This window comes from Pirellulales bacterium, assembly GCA_035939775.1.
Taxonomy (GTDB): Bacteria; Planctomycetota; Planctomycetia; order Pirellulales; family DATAWG01; genus DASZFO01.
Window position 1 is genome coordinate 1 of the sequence record DASZFO010000354.1, and the last position, 20083, is coordinate 20083.

General features: G+C 61.4%; 12 protein-coding genes. 8 read left to right on the top strand and 4 right to left on the bottom strand.

Features of this window, described 5'->3' with window-relative positions:
* A partial coding sequence (locus VGY55_22970; protein HEV2972848.1) for a hypothetical protein occupies window positions 1-2041 on the top strand: 2041 nt, incomplete at its 5' end.
* 243 nt (window positions 2042-2284) lie between these two features.
* Here the strand turns inward: VGY55_22970 and VGY55_22975 are convergent.
* Together VGY55_22975 and VGY55_22980 are read right to left on the bottom strand one after the other, a co-directional pair.
* Window positions 2285-2962 (bottom strand): HAD family phosphatase, encoded by a 678-nt coding sequence (locus VGY55_22975; GenBank protein ID HEV2972849.1) that lies wholly within the window; start codon window positions 2960-2962, stop codon window positions 2285-2287.
* A 105-nt stretch (window positions 2963-3067) separates the two neighbouring features.
* Window positions 3068-4177 carry a GNAT family N-acetyltransferase gene (locus VGY55_22980; protein HEV2972850.1) on the bottom strand — a complete coding sequence of 370 codons (1110 nt, stop codon included), beginning with the start codon at window positions 4175-4177 and terminating at the stop codon, window positions 3068-3070.
* A 185-nt stretch (window positions 4178-4362) separates the two neighbouring features.
* Between VGY55_22980 and VGY55_22985 the strand changes: the two genes are divergently transcribed.
* Together VGY55_22985 and VGY55_22990 are read left to right on the top strand one after the other, a co-directional pair.
* Window positions 4363-6759: a DUF1592 domain-containing protein gene (locus VGY55_22985; protein ID HEV2972851.1), complete on the top strand. Its 2397-nt coding sequence runs from the start codon at window positions 4363-4365 to the stop codon at window positions 6757-6759.
* Window positions 6760-6859: 100 nt separating this feature from the next.
* Window positions 6860-8212, top strand: coding sequence for a DUF1552 domain-containing protein (locus tag VGY55_22990; protein ID HEV2972852.1), 1353 nt, complete (start codon window positions 6860-6862; stop codon window positions 8210-8212).
* A gap of 85 nt (window positions 8213-8297) precedes the next feature.
* On the opposite strand, the gene VGY55_22995 is transcribed toward VGY55_22990, so the two are convergent.
* On the bottom strand, window positions 8298-10349 hold the full coding sequence (locus tag VGY55_22995) for a hypothetical protein (GenBank protein HEV2972853.1): 2052 nt from the start codon (window positions 10347-10349) through the stop codon (window positions 8298-8300).
* 10 nt (window positions 10350-10359) lie between these two features.
* Window positions 10360-11664 (bottom strand): hypothetical protein, encoded by a 1305-nt coding sequence (locus tag VGY55_23000; GenBank protein ID HEV2972854.1) that lies wholly within the window; start codon window positions 11662-11664, stop codon window positions 10360-10362.
* Between the two features lie 323 nt (window positions 11665-11987).
* On the opposite strand from VGY55_23000, the gene VGY55_23005 reads away from it, so the two are divergent.
* From VGY55_23005 to VGY55_23025, 5 genes are all read left to right on the top strand, one after another.
* A complete protein-coding gene (locus VGY55_23005; protein HEV2972855.1) occupies window positions 11988-13622 on the top strand; it encodes a class I SAM-dependent methyltransferase in 1635 nt (544 codons plus the stop codon).
* Window positions 13619-15172 carry a methyltransferase regulatory domain-containing protein gene (locus VGY55_23010; protein HEV2972856.1) on the top strand — a complete coding sequence of 518 codons (1554 nt, stop codon included), beginning with the start codon at window positions 13619-13621 and terminating at the stop codon, window positions 15170-15172. The genes VGY55_23005 and VGY55_23010 overlap by 4 nt, the downstream gene beginning before the upstream one ends.
* 17 nt (window positions 15173-15189) lie before the next feature.
* A complete protein-coding gene (locus tag VGY55_23015; protein HEV2972857.1) occupies window positions 15190-16131 on the top strand; it encodes a MoxR family ATPase in 942 nt (313 codons plus the stop codon).
* 106 nt (window positions 16132-16237) lie between these two features.
* Window positions 16238-17422, top strand: coding sequence for a DUF58 domain-containing protein (locus tag VGY55_23020; GenBank protein ID HEV2972858.1), 1185 nt, complete (start codon window positions 16238-16240; stop codon window positions 17420-17422).
* Window positions 17423-17442: 20 nt separating this feature from the next.
* Window positions 17443-20022 carry a DUF3488 and transglutaminase-like domain-containing protein gene (locus VGY55_23025; protein ID HEV2972859.1) on the top strand — a complete coding sequence of 860 codons (2580 nt, stop codon included), beginning with the start codon at window positions 17443-17445 and terminating at the stop codon, window positions 20020-20022.
* Window positions 20023-20083: the final 61 nt, after the last annotated feature.

A 20083-nucleotide genomic window follows, 5' to 3' on the forward strand; every position in this document is an offset into this window, starting at 1 on the left:
CCGCTGTGCCCCGTGCTGCGGGGCGAACTATTGCGGCGCTCGGCAGCAATGCTGCACGGTCATGAAGACCTGCAAGGAAGTGGTCTACGAACAGCAAAATTACACCTGCTACAAGACCTGCTACGAGACCGTCTGCGAAAACAAGACGATCGATTGCGTGAAATACGTTGCCGAGACCGCGTACCGCACCTGCGAATACATGGTCTGCAAGCCGGTCTGGGAAACCAAAGTGAAGACTTGCAGCTACACGGTGTGCAAGCCGGTCTACGAGACCAAGACTCGCGAGATCTGCTACACGGTCTGCAAGCCGGTCTGGGAAACCAAGACCCGCGAGATCTGCTACACCACGTGCAAGCCGGTCTATGAGACCCGCGAGTGCCACTACACGGTGTGCAAGCCGGTTTACGAGACGAAGACGCGCGAGATTTGCTATACCGTCTGCAAGCCGGTCTACGAGACCAAGACGCAAGAGATCAACTACACGGTCTGCAAGCCGGTTTATGAGACCCGCGAGTGCCACTACACGGTGTGCAAGCCGGTCTACGAGACGAAGACTCGCGAGATCTGCTACACCGTCTGCAAGCCGGTCTACGAGACCAAGACTCAGGAATGTCACTATACAGTCTGCAAGCCCGTCTATGAGACCAAAACCAAGGAAATCTGCTACACCACTTGCAAGCCGGTTTATGAAACTTGCGAGCGGCAGGTTTGCTACACGGTCTGCAAGCCGGTTCACTATACGAAGACGATCCAGATTTGCTGCGGACATTGCGAAACGCAAGTGAGCGAGTGCCCCGGCCCGGTCGTCACCAAGTGCTGCCAGGAGCCCGGCTGCTGGAGCTGGGATCCTTGCTGCTGCCGATGTGTGTATCACCCGGGCTGCTGCAAGCAGATTCAGGTGCAATGCCCGCCGATCAAGGTGTGCAAGAAGGTCTGGGTGCCCGAGACTCGCGAGCAGACGATCGATTGCGTGAAGTACGTCAGCGAGACGGTCACCAAGAGCTGCCCCTACACCGTCTGCAAGATGGTGGCGGAAACGCACACCAAGACCTGCAACTATACGGTCTGTCACATGGTGCCCGAGGAACGTGTCAAGACTTGCCAGTACACGGTCTGCCACATGGTCCCCGAGACCATGACCAAGACCTGCCAGTACACCGTCTGTCACATGGTGCCGGAAGATCACGTCAAGAGCTACACGGTGTGCAAGATGGTGCCGGAATGCCGGACAAAGACTTGCAGCTACACGGTCTGCCACATGGTGCCGGAAGATCATGTCAAGACTTGCAGCTACACGTGCTGCCACATGGTGCCCGAGTGCGTGCACAAGACATGCAACTACACGGTCTGCCACATGGTGCCCGAAGATCACGTGAAGAGCTACACGGTCTGCAAGATGGTGCCCGAGACCATGACGAAGACGTGCAGCTATCAGGTCTGCCACATGGTGCCGGAAGATCACGTCAAGAGCTACACGGTCTGCAAGATGGTGCCGGAATGCCACACCAAGACTTGCAGCTACACGGTCTGCCACATGGTGCCCGAAGACCACGTCAAGACGTGCAGCTACACGTGCTGCCATATGGTGCCCGAGTGCGTTCACAAGACGTGCAACTACACGGTCTGCCACATGGTGCCGGAAGATCACGTGAAGACCTACACGGTCTGCAAGATGGTCCCCGAGTGCCATACGAAGACCTGCGAGTACAAGGTATGCCACATGGTAGCCGAGACCATGACGAAGACGTGCAGCTACCAAGTCTGCCACATGGTGCCAGAGTGCCATAGCGTGGAAGTGCCATATAAGTGCTGCCACATGGTCGAAGAGAAATGCGTCAAGCAGGTGCCCTACACGGTCTGCAAGCCGGTTCACTACAGCGAGACCATCCAGGTCGCGCATTGTGTGCCGAAGCAGGTCGCGTATACGGTCACCCGTTGCGTGCCCAAGGTGATTTGCAAGGAAGTGCCGGTGCAGGTTTGCTGCCCGTGCCCTTGCAGCGAACCCTGCCACGCGGAGCCGAGCTGCGGCTGTGCCAAATAGCTGGCTCTAGTTAAACGCCTCGCCTTCCGTGAGTGGGAGGTGGGCAATGGTCTGGTCCACCAACGGCGGCCCGGCTCCCTTGAGCCGGGCCGCTGTCTTTTTTGGGCGCCGCGGGCCAGACACGGTGACATCAGCCGGTTCGCTTGCGAACCGATAGTGGCGCGGAACGATCGTACCGACAATAGACTTCGGTTTGCAAGCGAACCGGCTAACGGGAGCGTACTCAGGCATCCGATCGACCGCTCATTCGGGCGGCGCCGGCAGCTCGAGTGCGGCATAAACCCGCGGATCGGCCAGACTGCCGGCCACAAAACGGGCGCCGGTAAAGTCATGAGTCCAACTGTGACCGGCGGGTACTGCGACAGCAAATGTGCCGGCGGCGACCGCGGCACGGCAGCCGTTTTCGCTGTCTTCAAGCACCATCACTTGCCGTGGCTCGAGGCCAAACCGCTCCGCCGCCGTTTGATAAATCTCCGGCGCGGGCTTCCCTTCCACGACATCCTCGCTCGTGAGGATGAAGTCGAATCGCGGCGCGAAATTGAATCGCCCCAGCACGTTTTGCACAAACCGCCGCGCGCTGCCCGTGGCGATCGCCTTCGGCATCCTGATCGACTCGAGCGCATCGAGCAATGCCTCCAGGCCCGGCATGCACTGCAACTCGTGATCCAGGATTTCCGAGAAAATCCGCTCGCTCTCTTCGGCAAGAATTGGCACTGTGTCCGGTAGACCGTGCCAATCGATCATGATTTGCAGGGCAACGGCGCTCTGCCGCCCCATCATCCGGTCCAGCAATTCGGCCTCAAATTGCTTGCCGCGCCGGCGCAACAATTCCGTGCCGACATGTTGATACAGAGCTTCCGTATTGAACATCAGCCCATCGAGATCAAACACGACGGCCGACAAACCTTTTGAATCAGACATGTGACGTGGCGCGGCTTTGGCGGACGGCGGGATGGATCAACTGAAAGTGTAGAACCGTAGGGCTAGAAGAAAAGGACCGCTGGGGAACTGCGCCGCCCCGGCAACTCAGTATTGCCGCAGACCGCGAATTCGGCGCAGCAACGGCAATCCTGCGCGGTATGCAAGGTCGAGCAGGTTTCCGGCCCGACTTCCAGAGTTAAGGACTAATCGCCCCACCGGATAGGTCGTGGTTGCCCATTGCGATGTCGCGTCGGAGAGTGGTCCGACGAAATCGACGAGGTGACAGTCGGACTCCGAGCTGAACCGTTCGAAGAGCCGCCGACGCAACATCTGTCCGGGGCTTAATCGCGCGAACGCTTCGTCGTAGCCGACTTTAGGGGAGAAATAGCAGCCCTTTGCCTTCCAGCCGTATTCGAAGGCAATCGGTTGGCCTCGGTGTTCGAGAAACGTAAGTTGCAATTCGCCGCGTTCGGCGATTTGCCGTGCCTGCCGCAGATAGAATCCGAACGATCCCGGCGACCGAAGCACGGACGTGCCCGCCGCACCCTTCCAGTTCCGGTCCTCGACTTCAAATCCACGACGAAGCAGCGCCTCGACGCGCTCCGGAGCGATGTCACGAAACACGGCCAGATCGGCGCCTCCCATTTGGTCGGCACGTTTTTCGATTCGCCCCAACTGCCGACGGTGGTTTTTCGACCAATGACGTTGGCACGCACCCCAATTGTGGTCAATCTCAACCTGTCCGACGCGGAAGCCGTCGCGCATATTCACCGCAAATCCGTACTCTTTCGCCGCCGCGATGAACCGCCGCCAGCGTGGCATTTCAATGGGGATGGCGTCGAACCAGAGCAATGGCCAGCCGAAGTGCGCGATTCGGCCCATGAGCACTCTCAGCGCCTCGTCCCCAGCGGGCGATGGATCGAGCAAAAGATCCCCCGCCCAAAAGCAATTATTCATCGGGAGGCGCGCGACGGGCAGTACCCTTTTTATACGCCCGCCAATCAATGGCAGCGCCGCGACAAGTTGGCCGTTTTGTTCGACGGCAATAGCGCGGACTGGGGCCGTCGGCGCACAATGTTCGATCCACTGAGCGATCAATTCGGCCCGCGCGATCGGAAGCGCCACGTCGCTGCGCAGCCAGAGATCGTCCCATCCCGCTGCGGCGGCGCGGAGGGCGGAAACTGAATCAAGCTGAATCAGACGTGGATCGGCCATCCCGTGGAAACCCTTTGCGGCAGATGCCAATAATCAAGCATGGCACACGCTTACCCTTGACGGAACCTGAACGGCCGGCGAGGGTTTAGATTATGACGAGACAGATCGCCGAATTTCGATTATAATGCATCGCTGATATACCAACCGGAAATCGCGGCAAACTCCATCCCACCCGGCCGCAAGTTATGCTACCCATCTGCCGACAGCTTGCGCTTTCGCGCTGGGGCGCTGCCGCGCTCTCGGCGGTCGGCGCGACATTGGCGGTCGGTCTGCTGACGCGATCTGCATCATCGGTTGAGTCGACGAGCAGTGCCGTCGGCCGCGACGCGTTTTCGCAGAAGATCGTTCCGTTTGTCGCCAAATACTGTGGCGATTGCCACGCCGGTTCCAAGCCAGAGGGAAACCTCGATTTGACGAAATTCAAGGACGCCGCGGCCGTAGCCGGCAACCGCAAGATTTGGCGAAAAGTGCTAGGCAAATTAACCGCGCACGAAATGCCTCCAGCCGATCAGGAGCAGCCCCCCGCGGCCGAGACCGAATCGGTCACGCACTGGGTCGACGCTGAACTTGCCCGACCGGTCCCCTTCGACGCGCAAGATCCGGGTCGGGTTACCATCCACCGGCTGAATCGGGCCGAATACAACAACACGATCCGCGATCTGGTCGGAGTGGATTTCCAGCCGGCCGACGATTTTCCAGCCGACGACGTGGGATATGGATTCGACAATATCGGCGATGTGTTGTCGCTATCGCCGCTATTGCTCGAAAAATACCTGGCCGCCGCCGAACGGATCATGGACCAGGCGATCGTCGTTCCGCGGGCCAATGTCGTCCCGCCGTCGACTGCGTTCGACGTAATGAAACTCGATGCGACCGTGCCGGCCGAACCGAACTTCCGCGGCACCGGCCGGCGGATGTACAAGAATGGCGAGTTTCGCCACACCTGGAAGCCGCCATTCGATGCCGACTATCGCTTGCGCCTGCGTGCCACGGGTCAACAAGCCGGCTCTGATCCGCCCCATGTCGTCGTCAAGGTAGACGGCAAGGAAGTCAAAAGCTTTGACTTGAAGTTGGATCGCAATGCGCCGCCGTATGAATGCAAAACCCACCTCACGGCCGGGGAGCATGTTCTGGCCGTCGCCTTTACGAACGAATTCTCCGATCCCAAGGCGTCCGATCCACGCAAGCAAAACAGCTCGCTCATGCTGTTAAAATTTGAGGCCGATGGCCCGCTTGGAGCGCTGCCGTTCGAGGCGCTTCCCGAGTCGCACCGACGGATTTTCATCTCCGCGCCGAAGTCAGCGGGAGCGACGCCCGAGGAAAAGGTCGATTTCGCTCGCCAGATCATTCGCCGATTTGCCGATCGCGCGTTCCGCCGACCGGCCACAGAGTCCGAGATCGCGCGGCTGGTCAGGCTCTGGTCGATGGCCGACAAGGATGGCGAGCCATTCGAGCGCGGCATCCAATTGGCGCTGGAAGCGGTGCTGGTTTCTCCCCATTTTCTCTTTCGCGTGGAAACCGATCCGCAACCCGATGGCCCCGGGGCGAAGCACGAAATCAGCGACTACGAGCTGGCGACGCGGCTCTCGTATTTCCTTTGGAGCAGCATGCCCGACGACGAGTTGTTCGCGCTTTGCTCGAAAGGATCGTTGCGCAAGGGCGGGAATCTCGAAGACCAGATCCGCCGCATGCTCAAAGATTTCAAGTCTCACGCGCTCGTCGATAATTTCGCCGGCCAGTGGCTGCAAACCCGACGACTCCCCACGATCACTCCCGATAAATCGGTGTTTCCAGACTTCGACGAATCGTTGCGGTCTGCGATGAAGAAGGAGACCGAGTTGTTCGTCTCGCACGTCATTTCCGACGATCGCAGCGCTCTGGAGTTCCTCGACGCGGATTACACCTGGGCCAACGAACGGCTGGCGAAACTGTACGGCATACCAGATGTGCATGGTGACGAATTCCGGCGCGTGTCGCTCGAGGGCACGCATCGGGGCGGATTGTTGACGCAGGCCAGCGTGTTGCTAATCACGTCGAACCCGGGCCGAACCAGTCCGGTAAAGCGTGGCAAATGGGTTCTTGAAACATTGCTCGCCGCGCCGCCGCCCAATCCACCGCCGAACGTGCCGGCTTTGCCCGACGACAAAAAGGCGCCGCTCACCGGCACCTTACGACAGCGGCTCGAGCAGCACCGGGCCGATCCGATCTGCGCCTCGTGCCATAAGACGATGGATCCATTGGGTTTCGGGCTAGAGAATTTCGACGCCGTCGGCGGCTGGCGGACGAAGGACGGGGGTCTGCCGATCGACTCTTCAGGCGTTTTACCGGGTGGCAAGGCTTTCCAAGGCGTGGAAGGTCTAAAAGAGATTCTCAAGGCAAAACGGGACCAATTCGCTCGGTGTTTGGCTGAAAAGATGTTAACCTATGCACTGGGCCGCGGCTTGGAGGATTTCGACGACGCTGCCGTGGACCAAATCGCTCACGCCGCCGGTCAAAATGATTGCAGATTCTCTAGCTTTGTAATCGAGATTGCCCATAGCGCGCCATTCCAAATGCGCCGCGGCGCGACGAGCGGTAAGTAAAAGTCGTAGCGGAATTCACAAGTAGCCCAAGACCATGATAGAATGCGGCTGGATTCTGGACAGTTCAGCGTCTGGCACGATTTGAGCAAGGGGAATTCAAATGAGCGTTTCAATCCAGCTTTCGCGGCGAACTCTGTTGCGCGGCGTGGGCACCGCGATTGCTCTGCCGATGCTCGACGCGATGCTTCCGCGCTTTGCCGCCGCGGCCACATCCACGGCGGCCGCGAAGTCGCCGTCGCGGGTCGCCTGGGTCTATGTTCCCAATGGCGTCAACATGTCGAATTGGACGCCGACCGCGGTCGGCGCCGATTTCGAACTGCCGCAGACGCTCTCATCGCTCAAGGACTTTCGCCAGGATTTGCTCGTCCTCTCGGGGCTTACGCAGAACGGCGCCCGCCCGCTGGGAGACGGCGCCGGCGACCATGCCCGAGCGCTGGCCAGCTTCTTGACGGGCTGCCATCCGCGCAAGACCGGCGGTGCCGATATCAAGACGGGTATCTCGGCCGACCAGGTGGCTGCCGAACAACTCGGTCGCAAAACCCGATTTGCGTCGCTCGAACTCGGCTGCGAAGCGGGGCAGCAAGCCGGCTCCTGCGATAGCGGTTATTCCTGCGCCTATTCATCGAACATTTCCTGGAAAACGGAGTCCACTCCGGTCGCCAAGGAAATCAATCCGAAATCGGTTTTCGAGAGGCTCTTCGCGGGCGGACCGGGGAACGAATCCGATCAGGCCCGAGCGCGCCGCGATCGCTATCAAAAGAGCGTGCTCGATTTTGTGCGCGACGACGCCGATCAGCTCGAGCGCCAGCTCGGCCATAATGATCGCCGCAAACTCGACGAATATCTCACCTGTGTCCGCGAGCTGGAGCAGCGGATTACACGGATTGAAACGGCCCCGCCCCCCAAGCCGGATATGCCGAGACCCGATGGCATTCCGCAAGACTATGCCGAGCACATCCAACTGATGTTCGACCTGCTGGCGTTGGCATTTCAAACCGACGTGACGCGCGTGGCGACGATGGTCATGGCAAACGAAGGGAGCAATAAGAGCTATCCATTCATCGGGGTGAACGATGGGCATCACGAGATGTCGCACCACGGGGGTGACAAGATCAAGTTGGAAAAGATCGCCAAGATCAACCGCTTCCACATGGACCAATTCGCCCGTTTCATCGGCAAGCTCAAGGGCGCGAAGGAAGGCAATTCCAACGTGCTGGAGAATTCGATGATCGTTTACGGGAGCTGCATCGGCGACGGCGACCGCCACAACCACGACGATCTGCCGGTCCTGCTCGTCGGCCACGGCGCCAGCACGCTCAAGCCAGGCCGCCACGTTCGCTACCCGCAAGATACTCCGCTCAACAACCTCTGGCTATCGATGCTCGACCGCCTCGAAGTGAAAACAGAGAAACTTGGCGATAGCACGGGGCGGTTGAAGATGCTCGAGGGGTAACACTCGTACCAAGCGTATGCTTGCTCGACATCTTCCGCCGCCTCCGGCGCAAGTGCGAATTCAACGGCCATACAACTCCGGAATGCTACCGCTTTGTCCGCTCCGAATCGATTGGGCTTGGCTTGTCAGTCAGTGGAACAATCGCTTTCGCGTGAAGAACTGGCGTTACCGTCTCGGCAAGAACTGACTTGCCGTCTGCCGCGAGTAGTTCACCTCGGATCACCATATCGTAGCCCGCCAACGGCAGGTCGGCCGGTACGAGAATCGGCAAGGTTGCATCGGTCTGGTCCGCCGCAATGGTCGGCGAGCCTTCCAGCCGCAGCGCGCGGGCGGGGTCGTCGCGCTCTTGATCTTGGTTGTTGACCTTCACCTTCTTCTTCGGCATCGGCTGCGACGTAACGAGCGAGAGGCGGAGCGGCCCGGTCGCTCCCGCGCCGCGCGATAGCTTCACTGCCAGCGGAGTCTTGCCGCCTTTTGTGAGTGCCAGCTCGTCGGCACTTTTGTCGGCCAATGTCAGAGCAAGGGCCGGCGCGGCGACTTCGGCTATTGCCAACTCCGTCCGCAGCCAGGGCAGGCGGGCAGCCTCGCTGTTGCCATCGGGAGTCTGCGCGGTGCGGCGGATCGTGTGGTCTCCATCGGCGCCTTGGCCAGCGAGCGAAACGACGGCCGCTTCCGCCGCGGCCGACTCGCCATGGAACTCGATAAAGGCTAAATTGCTTCCGGCGGCAATCTCGTCGCCAACAGGCTTTATTCCAGACGGCAGTCCATGGAACTCAAGCTTGATCGGGCCATTAAACCCGTTGCGATTGGCCGTGACCCGCACGAGCGCGTTGCCGCCCGCCGGAATCAAATGCCGATCGTCGGCCAGACTTAGCGAAAAGTCCGGCCGATCTAGCCGCGCGATGCCCAAATGGTAGACGAAATCCGGACCGCCGCGACCGGTGACGTCCTTTAGAGCAACAACAATTGCGTTCGTGCTCGCGGGCACAGTGAAATCGAGACCCGGATCGATTGTGTTGGGCTGATCGTCGTTCGTCGCGAGCTGGTTTCCCTTCTCGTCGCGCACGAACAGCACCCCGTCGAACGGCGAGCCAATCCGCGAGGCCATCACTTCGATACGGAGCCGCATGCCCGGAGTCACGGTGACGCGGTAGCGATCTTCGCGCAGCGGCTTGTCCAGACGGCCATTGATCCCGACAGGTGCTGTGACCTGCTGCGGCGAGCCATCGTCCGGCTGCGATCTAATCACTTGCTCGTCGTCACTCGCCAGCACGCGCGGCGGAAATCCGGCCGCTTGCGCGTCCGAGGGCCATGGCGCCGGCTGGTCGGTTCCGTCGGCGGGCATCGAGAAATCGACCTTCGATCCGGCGGGGAGGTTGGTCGAAGCGAATTCGACCGATGCCTTCGTGCCGCGACGAACGACGGGAGGAAACGCCAGATCGGCGTAATGCCATGCCCCGATCTTCAATCGAAAATAGCCAGGGCCCTGCGCCTGATAAAGCGCATCGCGAAGTTGCACTTTATACTGGCCGTCGGCTGGGGCCAAGAATGTCAACCGCGCGTCGCCCCCCAATGCGGTTGTTGCCTCCGCCCAGGCGAGCGGCAACTTGCGGTCGTCGAGCAGATCGATGATTGGATCAAGCCCGCTGCCGAGGCGCTTCGCCTCGACTTCGACGACGATCCGCGCGCCCTTCTTGAGACTGAACGACGTTTGAGCTACCTGCCCCGCGGCGATCGTGCCCGATAGGGCCGCCGGCAGCGTCGAAAGCTGCTGAGGCACAGGGAGCTGCGCGAGTGAATCGACGCCGGTAAGGACCGGGTTGGAAACGCCCGCCGGGGTCGCAACGCGCAGATGGTAAATCCCTGGAACCACATCGGCGCCGAGCGCGATCTCGAACTCGACGTGTCCGCTGCGTGCGCCGGACCGAACTGACTGTCTCGCGACCGGAATCGGCAATAATAGACGCGGCTCCGGGAGTAGTTCACTGCCGTCGATTGCAATCGTTGTCGTCGCGCCGGTTTGTAAACCGCGCAGCGAAATGCTGTTGATCGACGGCGGCGCGGCGAACACCCTTTGCGCCGCAATCAGGCAAGAAACACCCGCGAGCGCCACAACGATCAACCGGCGGCCAACCATTATTCCAGACTCAATTCTTGAACGGATCGTCGTCCTTCTTCATTTGCGGCGCGGTCTTGTCTGTCGGAGCTGGCGCTTTCGCATCAGGTGCGGATTTCGAGGGCGTCGCTGGCTCGTCGCCAAACGGATCACCCGGCTTTTTCGCCGCGGCGGCCGGCGGCGCGGCGGCAGGCGGCGCCGCAGCCGGACCGGCGGCTTTAGCGGGGCTTCCGCCGCCGAGGCCAAACGGATCATCGCCAGGTGCGGCTGCCGAGGCGCCTTGTGCACCGCTCGCAGCGGGGGCTTTCGGTGCAGCACCACCGGGCGCGGCCGAATCGCCGCCGGGAATTGCTCCGCCCAGCGCTTTGAATATTCCGCGAACCGCGCCGGGTTGTGCCTTCACGGCAGCGGCCGAAGCATCAGCGGCGGCATCGGGCTTTTTGTCGGCGGCCGGAGTGGCAGACTTCTCGGCCGGTTTTTCGGCCGGCTTTTTGTCGCCGAACGGGTCGGACGAATCCGCTGCTGGCTTTGCGGTAGGTTTGTCGGCAGAATTGTCAGCCGGTTTCGCGGCGTCGCCGAATGGGTTCGCTGCGTCGGCCGGTTTCTCGACCGATTTCGCCGCCGGATTCTCGGCCGGCACGGTCGCCGGCGGTTCGGCAGGCTTCTTAGCCGTCTCGTCGCCAAACGGATTGGCTGCTTCGACCGGCTTTTCGGTCGCGGCTTTGTCAGGCGTCTCGCCGGCCGGCTTTGCCGCAGGGGCGCTGAACGGGTCGACGACGGCCGCCGACTTTGGCGCCGCGGGTTCAGCAGAGTTTGCGGCCGGTTGCTTCGCGGCTTGATCGGGCGCGGGGGCTGGAGTCAACTCGGCGGAAGGAATGTCGCGCCGCAGCAGCGTAGCCTCATTGGAATGCTGCTGTGCGAAAACTGTCTGCCGTTGCTGCAAATCGCGCTGCAATGCGATGGCGCGCGCGTTCTCGCGATATTGCTCGAGCGTCGCCCGGACCGGCCCTTGAATTCGCTCCAATGCTTCACTGACGGGATAGCGGCCATTAGAATCGGCTGTTTCGAGGTCCGCCCCTTTCTCGAAATCAGCGGCGGCGTCCGGCTGTCGGCCGAGCCGCAATTCGGCAAGACCACGGAAGTAATAGGCCCGCGGATCGTGTGAGCCGCCGCGGATCGCGGCCGAGAGACTTTCGAACGTCCGGCTGAAGTCGCCGCCAAAGTAGGAATGGACTCCGTTGCCGTACATCTGATCTAAAATGGCCTCATCGGCGCAAGCCGACCCAATGCCAAACACTATGACTCCGGCGGAAATCAGCGCAACCTTGCGTAACATAGCCGCTATCCTCCCGGAAAAGATTGGTAATCAACTCAGTTCCGCGCCTCGGCCCAAGCCTATCCCAACCAACCTGGCGCATCTTGTCATGGTACTTGCCGAGCCAGCGGATTTCAAGCAATTCGCGACGTAACCCATGAATAACTCTTGAGATAGTCTTCGTGCCGCTGTGAATCTGACCTCACCGAACGGAGGGATTTCCATGATCGGCGCATCGGTTTTCAGAGGGTTATCGACTTCGCCTGCTTGGAAGGACAAAATGTGGACTGCCAGGTCGTCGATTGCGCAGGTCAGCCGCTGGCCATTTGAACCGCGAGTTTCGGGTGCCACTAGCCACAAGCTACGACGAAGTCCCCTATCCGCGGCTGGCGTTTCCGCTCACCCATCCTTCGCATCTGGCGACAATCGGCCGGCTGTTAGGAATGCGGCCGACGGCGGTTGAAGAGTGCCGCGTGCTGGAACTTGGCTGCGCGAGCGGCAGCAATATCGTGCCGATGGCCTACGCCCTGCCACGGACTACGTTCGTCGGCATTGATTTCTCCGAGCGGCAGATTGCCGACGGAAAACAGTTCGCCGCAGCGATTGGATTGACCAACATTGATCTCCTGCAGCTCGACATTCGCACGGCTGCCGGTCGGTTGCGCGCCGCAGGGCCGTTCGACTACATCATTGCTCACGGCATCTATTCCTGGGTTCCCGATCCGGTGAAGGATGCACTCTTGGCGACGTCCGGGCAACTCCTGGCGCCCAATGGAATCGTCTACGTGAGCTACAACTGCTATCCGGGTTGCCAGGCTCGCGACATGCTCCGGCAGATGTGCCAATACCACGGTCGCAAATCGTCCGGCTCAAGGGAATACGCGGCGACGACCCGAGAGTTTCTAGGATTCTTGAAGAAATCGCTCGGCGGCGGCCAAGGGGCCTATCGCGCGGCCGTGGGTCAGCAAGTCAACGACCTGCTTCAGGTGCCCGACGAAGTCCTCTTGCACGACGATCTGGAAGGGGATAACGATCCGCGGTTCTTCCATCAATTTATGAGCCACGCCGCCCAGCACGGCCTGCAATACTTGGGTGACGCGTATTTTGGGCAGATGTTCGGGGCCGGAATCCGGCCGGCCGCGCTCGAGAAGATTCGGCATGCGGGCGATCGACTCGCGTTCGAGCAATACCTCGATTTCCTTTACGGCCGATCGCTCCGCACCACGCTGCTGTGCCATGACGCGGTCCCCGTCAGCGGCGAGATCGTCCCGAATGCATTACGAGGGTTGTGGATCGCGAGCGAGGCAAAACCCGTTGATGGCGCCGGAAAACCGGTCGAGATTGGTGAAGGCAATCCCGAGTCTAACGATCCGCTGACGTTCCGTGGCGACGAATCCACGCTAAGTGTGGCCACTCGCTTGGGCAAGGCGGCATTGCTCGAATTGGCCAAAGCCGCACCGAAGCCCATGCCGTTTGAAACATTGTTGGAGCGAGTTCAGCGGCGTCTCGCAACCTCATCCGCGACAGATTCCGACGAAGCTGTTCGGAACGAAGTTCCGTCTGCCGATACCGGCACGCAATTGACGGATATGGTGATTGAATGGTTTGTCATGCGATTGGTCGAGCTATATGCCTACTGCCCGCCGGTGGCGACGCAAGCGGTCGAGCGTCCGGTGGCGAGCGCCGTCAGCCGGCATCAAGCGGCACAGGGCTGGTGGCGGGTCACGAATCTTTTTCATCGGCGAATTCGGCTCGATGGCGAATTGGCCAGCCGCGTGATCCGCATGCTCGATGGTCGTCACGATCGGCCCGCGATTATCGAAGCGCTGGTCGAACCCGTGGTCGCCGGAAAGGTTGAAACGCGCGTCGCCGGCAAGCGGCTCAACGATCCCCGCCGAATCCGGCCGATTCTCGCCGAACGGGTCGAGGCCTGCCTAAGCGATTTCGTCCGGCACGGTCTCTTGGTGGAAGCCAGATGACGACGATCTACGATCAAATCCCATATCCGCGCCACACCTACGGGTTCACTCATCCAGACCGTTTGGCGACGCTGGCAACGCTGCACGGTTTGGAGCCGCCACCCGTCGATAGCTGCCGCGTGCTGGAATTGGGCTGCGCGAGCGGATCAAATCTGATTCCAATGGCCTACGCTCTGCCCCGATCGGAATTCGTCGGAATTGATTTATCGGCGCGGCAAATTGCCGACGGGCAGCAATTCATCACCGCGGTTGGGGTCAAAAACATCCGGCTCGCGGTCACCGATATCCGCTCGATCGATGAAAGCCTGGGCAAATTCGACTACATCATTGCTCACGGGGTACATTCTTGGGTCCCACCCGACGTGCAGGAGGCCATTCTGCTGGTTTGCGGGCATCAGTTGAGCGAACAAGGCGTGGCGCTCGTGAGCTACAACGCCTATCCGGGCTGCCACCTGAGGCAAATGGTCCGCGGCATGGGCCAGTTTCACGTCCGCGACATCGAGAACCCACCGGAGCGCGTCGCCCAATTGCACGCGCTCGTCCGATTCCTCGTTGGTTCGCTCGGCGACGACTACAAGGTCTATCGTGAAGTTCTGCAAGACGAAGCCGACCGGCTCGCCAAGCTCAGCGACGTGTTCATTCTGCACGACGTGCTCGAGGAGTGGAACTACCCGATCTATTTTCATCAATTCGTCGAGCAGGCCGCGCGGCACGGCTTGCAGTATCTTGCCGAAGCACTGCCCCTCGGCCGGCATCGTGCCACGATTGCTCCGGACCTGCTAGATGAAATGCGGCGCAAATACGATCTGATCGAATATGAGCAGCACCTCGATTTTCTCGACGGCACCGCCTTTCGTCGAACTCTTATCTGCCGCGAATCGAATCGCCTTAACCGCAATCTGCGATCTGCTGCGCTCGAACGTCTTCTGATTGCGTCGCAAGCCAGCCCCGTTTCGGCGGCGCCCGAACTCCACGGCGATCGACCTGAGGAGTTTGCGGCTCGCAAGGGGCAAATGGCGGCGGCCATTCGCTGCGACCGTCCCACTGCCAAAGCAGCCATGATGATTTTGAACGACGCTTATCCGAGGGCGATGACGCTGGCGACGATTCTTCAAGCGTCAGCCGACAAATTGAGCCGTTCGCCGGCCGCAGAGGACGAGCGCGAGATTCGAGAGGTGATTCTTGGTGGTTTCGACGTCGGGGCGATTGAGCTACATTGCTGGCAGCCCAATTTTGCCGACGCAATCAGCGAGTTCCCCGAGGCCAGTGCGATTGCCCGCCACGAAGCCGCACACGGTTGGGACGCGACCACGCTCTGGCACGACCGGCTCGTTTTGAACAACCCCGTCTCCCGCCAGCTTTTGTCCAGTTTGGACGGCCGGCACGATCGCCAACGCATCGTCGAACATCTCGTCTCGGCGATCCTGGCCGATCGAGTATCATCCCCAGGGCCCGTCACACACTCAGCGTCGGAAGTGCGCGCAGAAGTCGAGAAAGAACTCGACACGGCGCTCCGCGATTTGGCCCGATCCGGTATATTGATTAGATGACTTCAGACAGGACCGGGATGGCGACGGAGATTCAAAATCGCGTCGCCGAGTTGGAAACCAACCTGGCCCAGGTGATCCTGGGAAAACCCGATGTCATCAGGATGTGCGTCGTGACGTTGCTGGCCGGCGAGCATCTGCTGCTCGAAGACGTGCCTGGAGTCGGCAAGACGCTGGTCGCCAAGGCCCTGGCAAAAAGCGTCAACGGCGACTTCTGCCGGATCCAGTTCACGCCGGACCTACTGCCGAGCGACATTATCGGCAGCAGTCTGTTCCAGGCCCAATCCGGCGAGTTCGTCTATAGCCGTGGGCCGATCTTCGCGAATATCGTGCTCGCCGATGAGATCAATCGCACGACTCCTCGCACGCAAAGCGCCCTGCTCGAGGCGATGAGCGATCGGCAGGTGTCCGTTGACGGGCAGACGCATCCGTTGCCGCTGCCGTTCATGGTGATTGCGACCCAGAATCCATTTGAATTCGAAGGGACGTATCCGCTCCCCGAAAGCCAGCTTGATCGGTTTCTGATGCGAATCTCGATCGGTTATCCGGGCCGCGGAGACGAACTGCAAGTGCTTTCCGCCCACCGCGCGGGAGAGCCGGTGGATTCGCTGCGGCCGGTCGTCGACGGCCCACAGATTCGCGACTTGCAGGACTCGGTGCGCCAGGTGACGGTTGACGACGCGATCCAAGAATACTTGCTGAACATCATCGACGCGACGCGGCGATGCGGCGAACTGCAAGTCGGCGCCAGCACTCGCGGCGCGCTCTGCCTGTACCGCGCGAGCCAGGCGCTGGCAACGGTCGAGGGGCGCGATTACGTCGTGCCCGACGATGTGAAGCGGCTCGCCGTGCCTGTGCTCGCGCATCGCGTGATCGCCAAGAGCTACGCCCACGCCGGCCAGCGAAACGCTCTGGAGACTTTGATCCAGAGGTTGCTCGACGGAATCCTGACACCTGACTAACATCACCGCCAGACCGTAGCGCAATTCACCAGAATTCCCGGTCTTATCGGCAAGTCCGAATTCTGGCGAATTCGGCTACAATTCTGCGTTTCGATTCCCTATAGCGTTGAAAACGCAAATGCTCGGCAAACGGCGAACTCGATTGACGCAAGAGGGATGGTGCTTTGTCCTTGTCTTGGCGCTGGTGTTGGTGCGCGCCTCGATGAAGGACATCAACCTCATGCTGGCGTTCGCCGGGATGATGGCCGGAGCGCTCTATTTCAATTGGTTCGCGCTGAGAACGATGCTGCGCCGGTTGCAGATTCGCCGCCAACTGCCGGAATCGGTCTCTGCCGGCGACACCGCCACCGTGGAACTTCAAGCCACGGCCCGGCACCGAGGAGCGGCTCTTGAAATCGAGGACTCGTTTGAACTTGCCGGCTCAACGCGGCCGGAGGATCGCGGTCGAGGGATTGCCGTCGTTCCGCAGGTCGCCCGCGGAAAATCGGCTCGGGCCGAATATCAAGTCCGATTCGGTCGGCGTGGACGCTACGAATTCGGCATGGTTCGGGCGACAAGCCGCTATCCATTTGGCCTCGTTTCCCGCACGATCAGCCTTCGCCAGCCGGGGCAACTCATTGTGCTCCCGCGTCTCGGGCGACTAACCGGCCGCTGGACCGACGTCCGCCGCGGCCCCGAGCCGGGAGCACGCCGCGTTCTCCAGCGGCAAGGGCTGACGGAAGGGGATTTCTACGGCATGCGCGACTGGCGTGCGGGGGACAGCCGGCGGTGGATCCACTGGCGCACTTCGGCCCGCCGGGGGAGCCTGATGGTCAGGCAATTCGAGCAGCCGAGGAGCGAAGACCTCACGCTGTTGGTCGATCTCTGGCTGCCGGCGACTCCAACGCCGCGCGACGAGGAAAACGTCGAACTCGCCGTCAGCTTCGCGGCCACGATCGTCGCCGACGTCTGCCGGCGCGGGGGCTGCCAACTGTCAGTCGTCGTTACCGGGCAAGCATTGACCTCACTCAGCGGCGGGGCATCGCGAGCGCTGGCCCGCGACGCGCTCTTGCAGTTGGCCCTCGCGGAAGCCGCGGCAGACTCACCGTCGAACGAGATGATCGAGCGCGGTTTGAACGGCGGCCCAACTGCCGGGCGCATCGTGCTCATCAGCACTCGGTCCCAAAGTCCGAACGAAGCGCACTGCGCGGCGGCAACTTCCGGCACGCCGCAGCAGACCGCCGCGCTGGCCCGCATGGTGCGGATCGACGCGAGCGGAGATGAACTATTCGAGTATTTCCAGATCGATTGAGATTCCGCCGCACGACGATCATGGAATTCTGGCGACAAAACCGCCTGCGAATAGCCGCGACCTCGGTCGCCGGCGGTCCGCGCAAATCCCCGCTCAGCGTCGAACGGCTGTTGCAGATCAACATCGCCATGCTCGTGCCGCTCGGGACGATGATGCTCGGCATGGGCGATCGTGGAATGCCGCTCGCCGCCGCGGTCCTCATCGCCTCCCTCGCCTCGATGTTTCTGACCGATCGATGGGGCTGGATTCGGTTGAATCGCCTGGTGGCCAACGTGATCGCCCTCGCGGCCACGGTCGTCTCGGTATCCCAGTTCGTCCACGTCGCTAGCGGAGAACAGCTCCTCGCGATCGCGAACTTGCTCGTCTATTTGCAAGTCGTCCTGCTATTTCAGCAAAAGACGGTTCGACGCCACTGGCAGTTGCTCGTGCTGAGCGGATTGGAAGTGGTCGTGGCGACGGCGATCAATCTGAGCCTGCTCTTTGGCGTGCTCTTGGTGATGTATTTATTCGTGGCACTGGCCGCGCTGGGGCTGATCTTTATTCTGCGTGAGACGGAGCGTTACTCGCGGCGCACCGCGGCCGCAGAGCAAAGGTCGCGCTCCGCCACCAACGGCGATTCCACTCAAGCAAGATTGCGCTGGCCACTGCGCCGAGAAATCGAGATCATCGCCGCGCGGCCGCCGGACCTGCCGCGACAAATCCTCGGCGCGGGCATCCTGTGGCGCACGGCCGGCATCGGCGGCGGCACGCTGATCGTCGCCACGATCTGCTTCCTGTTCCTGCCGCGATTCGGCAAGGCGCTCACCGATGCGACCGGCCAGCAGGCGACGGTCGGTTACAATCCGACCGTGAAGCTCGGCGATCTGGGGCCGCTGCTCGAGGACCCCGAAATCGTGATGCAGGTCGAGTTCCGCAATGCCGCCGGCGATTTGATTACGCCGACTAGCCCGCCCCTGCTCCGCGGTTCGCTCGTGAACCATTACCAACAGGGGGAGTGGAAGCTCGTCGGGGCCGATGTGCAGCCGCGCGACCCCGATTCCGGGGCCGTGGTTCGGCTCAGGTCGGCTCCGGCCGGGCCGGAGCTGGTCCGCGAGCGAATCACGATTCAGCCGATGCGCCAATCGGTTTTGTTCGGCGTCTACCCGCCCTACCAATCCGAGGCGCCGAAGTCGCGGCGCTATGTGCGATACGATCCAAATCGCCAGCAACTCATTCGCACCGGGCGCGATGTGCTCTCGCAGGAATTCGAATACGAAGTGCTCACCACGGGACTGTCGCAAAACCATCAATCGCGGGTCGTCCCAAAACTGCTGCCGCGCGAGCATGAAATGGACGACCTGTTGCAGCTCCCCGATAATCCGCCGCCGCGAAGCGGGACTCCGTCGCCCGAGAACCGCCGGGGATTGTCCCCTTTTGTGGAGTCTTCGGAACAAAAGGGGACTGTCCCCCTCTCCTCAGGCGGTTCTCCGATAGGCGCTAAGCGCGACCAACTCACCGGGCTGCGTGCGTTCGCGGCGCAAAAGGTGCGCGAGTTCAAAATCGGGGCCGATGATCATTACGCCGCGGCCCGCCTGCTCGAGCGGGTTCTCGCGCTGCCGCCGTTCGAATACTCGCTCGCCCGCCCGCCGGCCGAGCCGGGCGCCGATCCTATCGAGGATTTCGTCACCCGTAATCCGCGCGGGCATTGCGAGTATTTCGCGAGCGCCCTGACGCTCATGCTTCGCAGCCTTGGCATCCCTTCCCGCATGGTGATCGGTTATCGCAGCGGCGACTGGAACCAGATCGGCTCGTATTACGACGTGCGGCAATTGCACGCTCATGCCTGGGTCGAGGCCTACCTGGATGCGAACCAGATCAAGAACGTGCCGGAAAACGAGCGGCCCGCCGGGGTCTCGCTCGACGACGGCGCCTGGCTGGTTCTCGATCCGACGCCGGCGGCGCAAGCCAATGAGGCCTTCGCCCCGGGTTCGTTCATGTCGTCGATCGCCGGTCTGTCGGACTATATACAGGTGCTTTGGAACACCTACGTCGTCGGGCTCAATTCCGAGCGGCAAGACAAGGCGATTTATCAGCCGGTCGCGGAGTTTGGCCGCGCGCTCCAAAAGCTGGCGACGGATCCACCGCAAGCGATCGGCGATTTATTCCGGCATCTGCGGCACTGGCTGTTCGGCGGCGGCGACGGCTCGGATGGTGGGCTGGATTGGTATGTGCTGGCCGCGATGGTCGTTCTGGCGGTCGCGGCGTGGCTCGTCTATCGGCTGACGCGGCTCGTCGCGCGAGCTACATTCCGCCAGCTCAAGCGCCGCCGTGCCGCCTCGGCCGCCCGCAGTCGAGTCGAGTTCTATCGCCGCTTCGAAGTGCTCTTGGCGCGGCACGGAATCCGCCGCGCCGCCGGTCAGACCCAGCTTGAATTGGCCCATTACGCCGCCGCGCGATTGACGGCGTCGCTCGGCCCGCGCCGCGCCGCGGCCCTCCCCGCGCACCTCGTCGCCGCGTTCTACCGCGTCCGCTTCGGCCACGCCACCCTGAACGCCTCCGAAGCTCTCGCAGTCGAACAGCTACTGAGTCAACTCAGTCAGGGGCTGGGGACAACGCGATGAAGCCGGTAAAATGCTTTGCAACGCCTGACAAATCCGGCGGGGACTGTCCCCCTTTTGCGAA

Bases quoted from the DNA above. Each gene is read 5' to 3' on its own strand.
- VGY55_22975 (HEV2972849.1), bottom strand. From the start codon at position 2,962: ATGTCTGATTCAAAAGGTTTGTCGGCCGTCGTGTTTGATCTCGATGGG.
- VGY55_22980 (HEV2972850.1), bottom strand. From the start codon at position 4,177: ATGGCCGATCCACGTCTGATTCAGCTTGATTCAGTTTCCGCCCTCCGC.
- VGY55_22985 (HEV2972851.1), top strand. From the start codon at position 4,363: ATGCTACCCATCTGCCGACAGCTTGCGCTTTCGCGCTGGGGCGCTGCC.
- VGY55_22990 (HEV2972852.1), top strand. From the start codon at position 6,860: ATGAGCGTTTCAATCCAGCTTTCGCGGCGAACTCTGTTGCGCGGCGTG.
- VGY55_22995 (HEV2972853.1), bottom strand. From the start codon at position 10,349: ATGGTTGGCCGCCGGTTGATCGTTGTGGCGCTCGCGGGTGTTTCTTGC.
- VGY55_23000 (HEV2972854.1), bottom strand. From the start codon at position 11,664: ATGTTACGCAAGGTTGCGCTGATTTCCGCCGGAGTCATAGTGTTTGGC.
- VGY55_23010 (HEV2972856.1), top strand. From the start codon at position 13,619: ATGACGACGATCTACGATCAAATCCCATATCCGCGCCACACCTACGGG.
- VGY55_23015 (HEV2972857.1), top strand. From the start codon at position 15,190: ATGGCGACGGAGATTCAAAATCGCGTCGCCGAGTTGGAAACCAACCTG.
- VGY55_23025 (HEV2972859.1), top strand. From the start codon at position 17,443: ATGGAATTCTGGCGACAAAACCGCCTGCGAATAGCCGCGACCTCGGTC.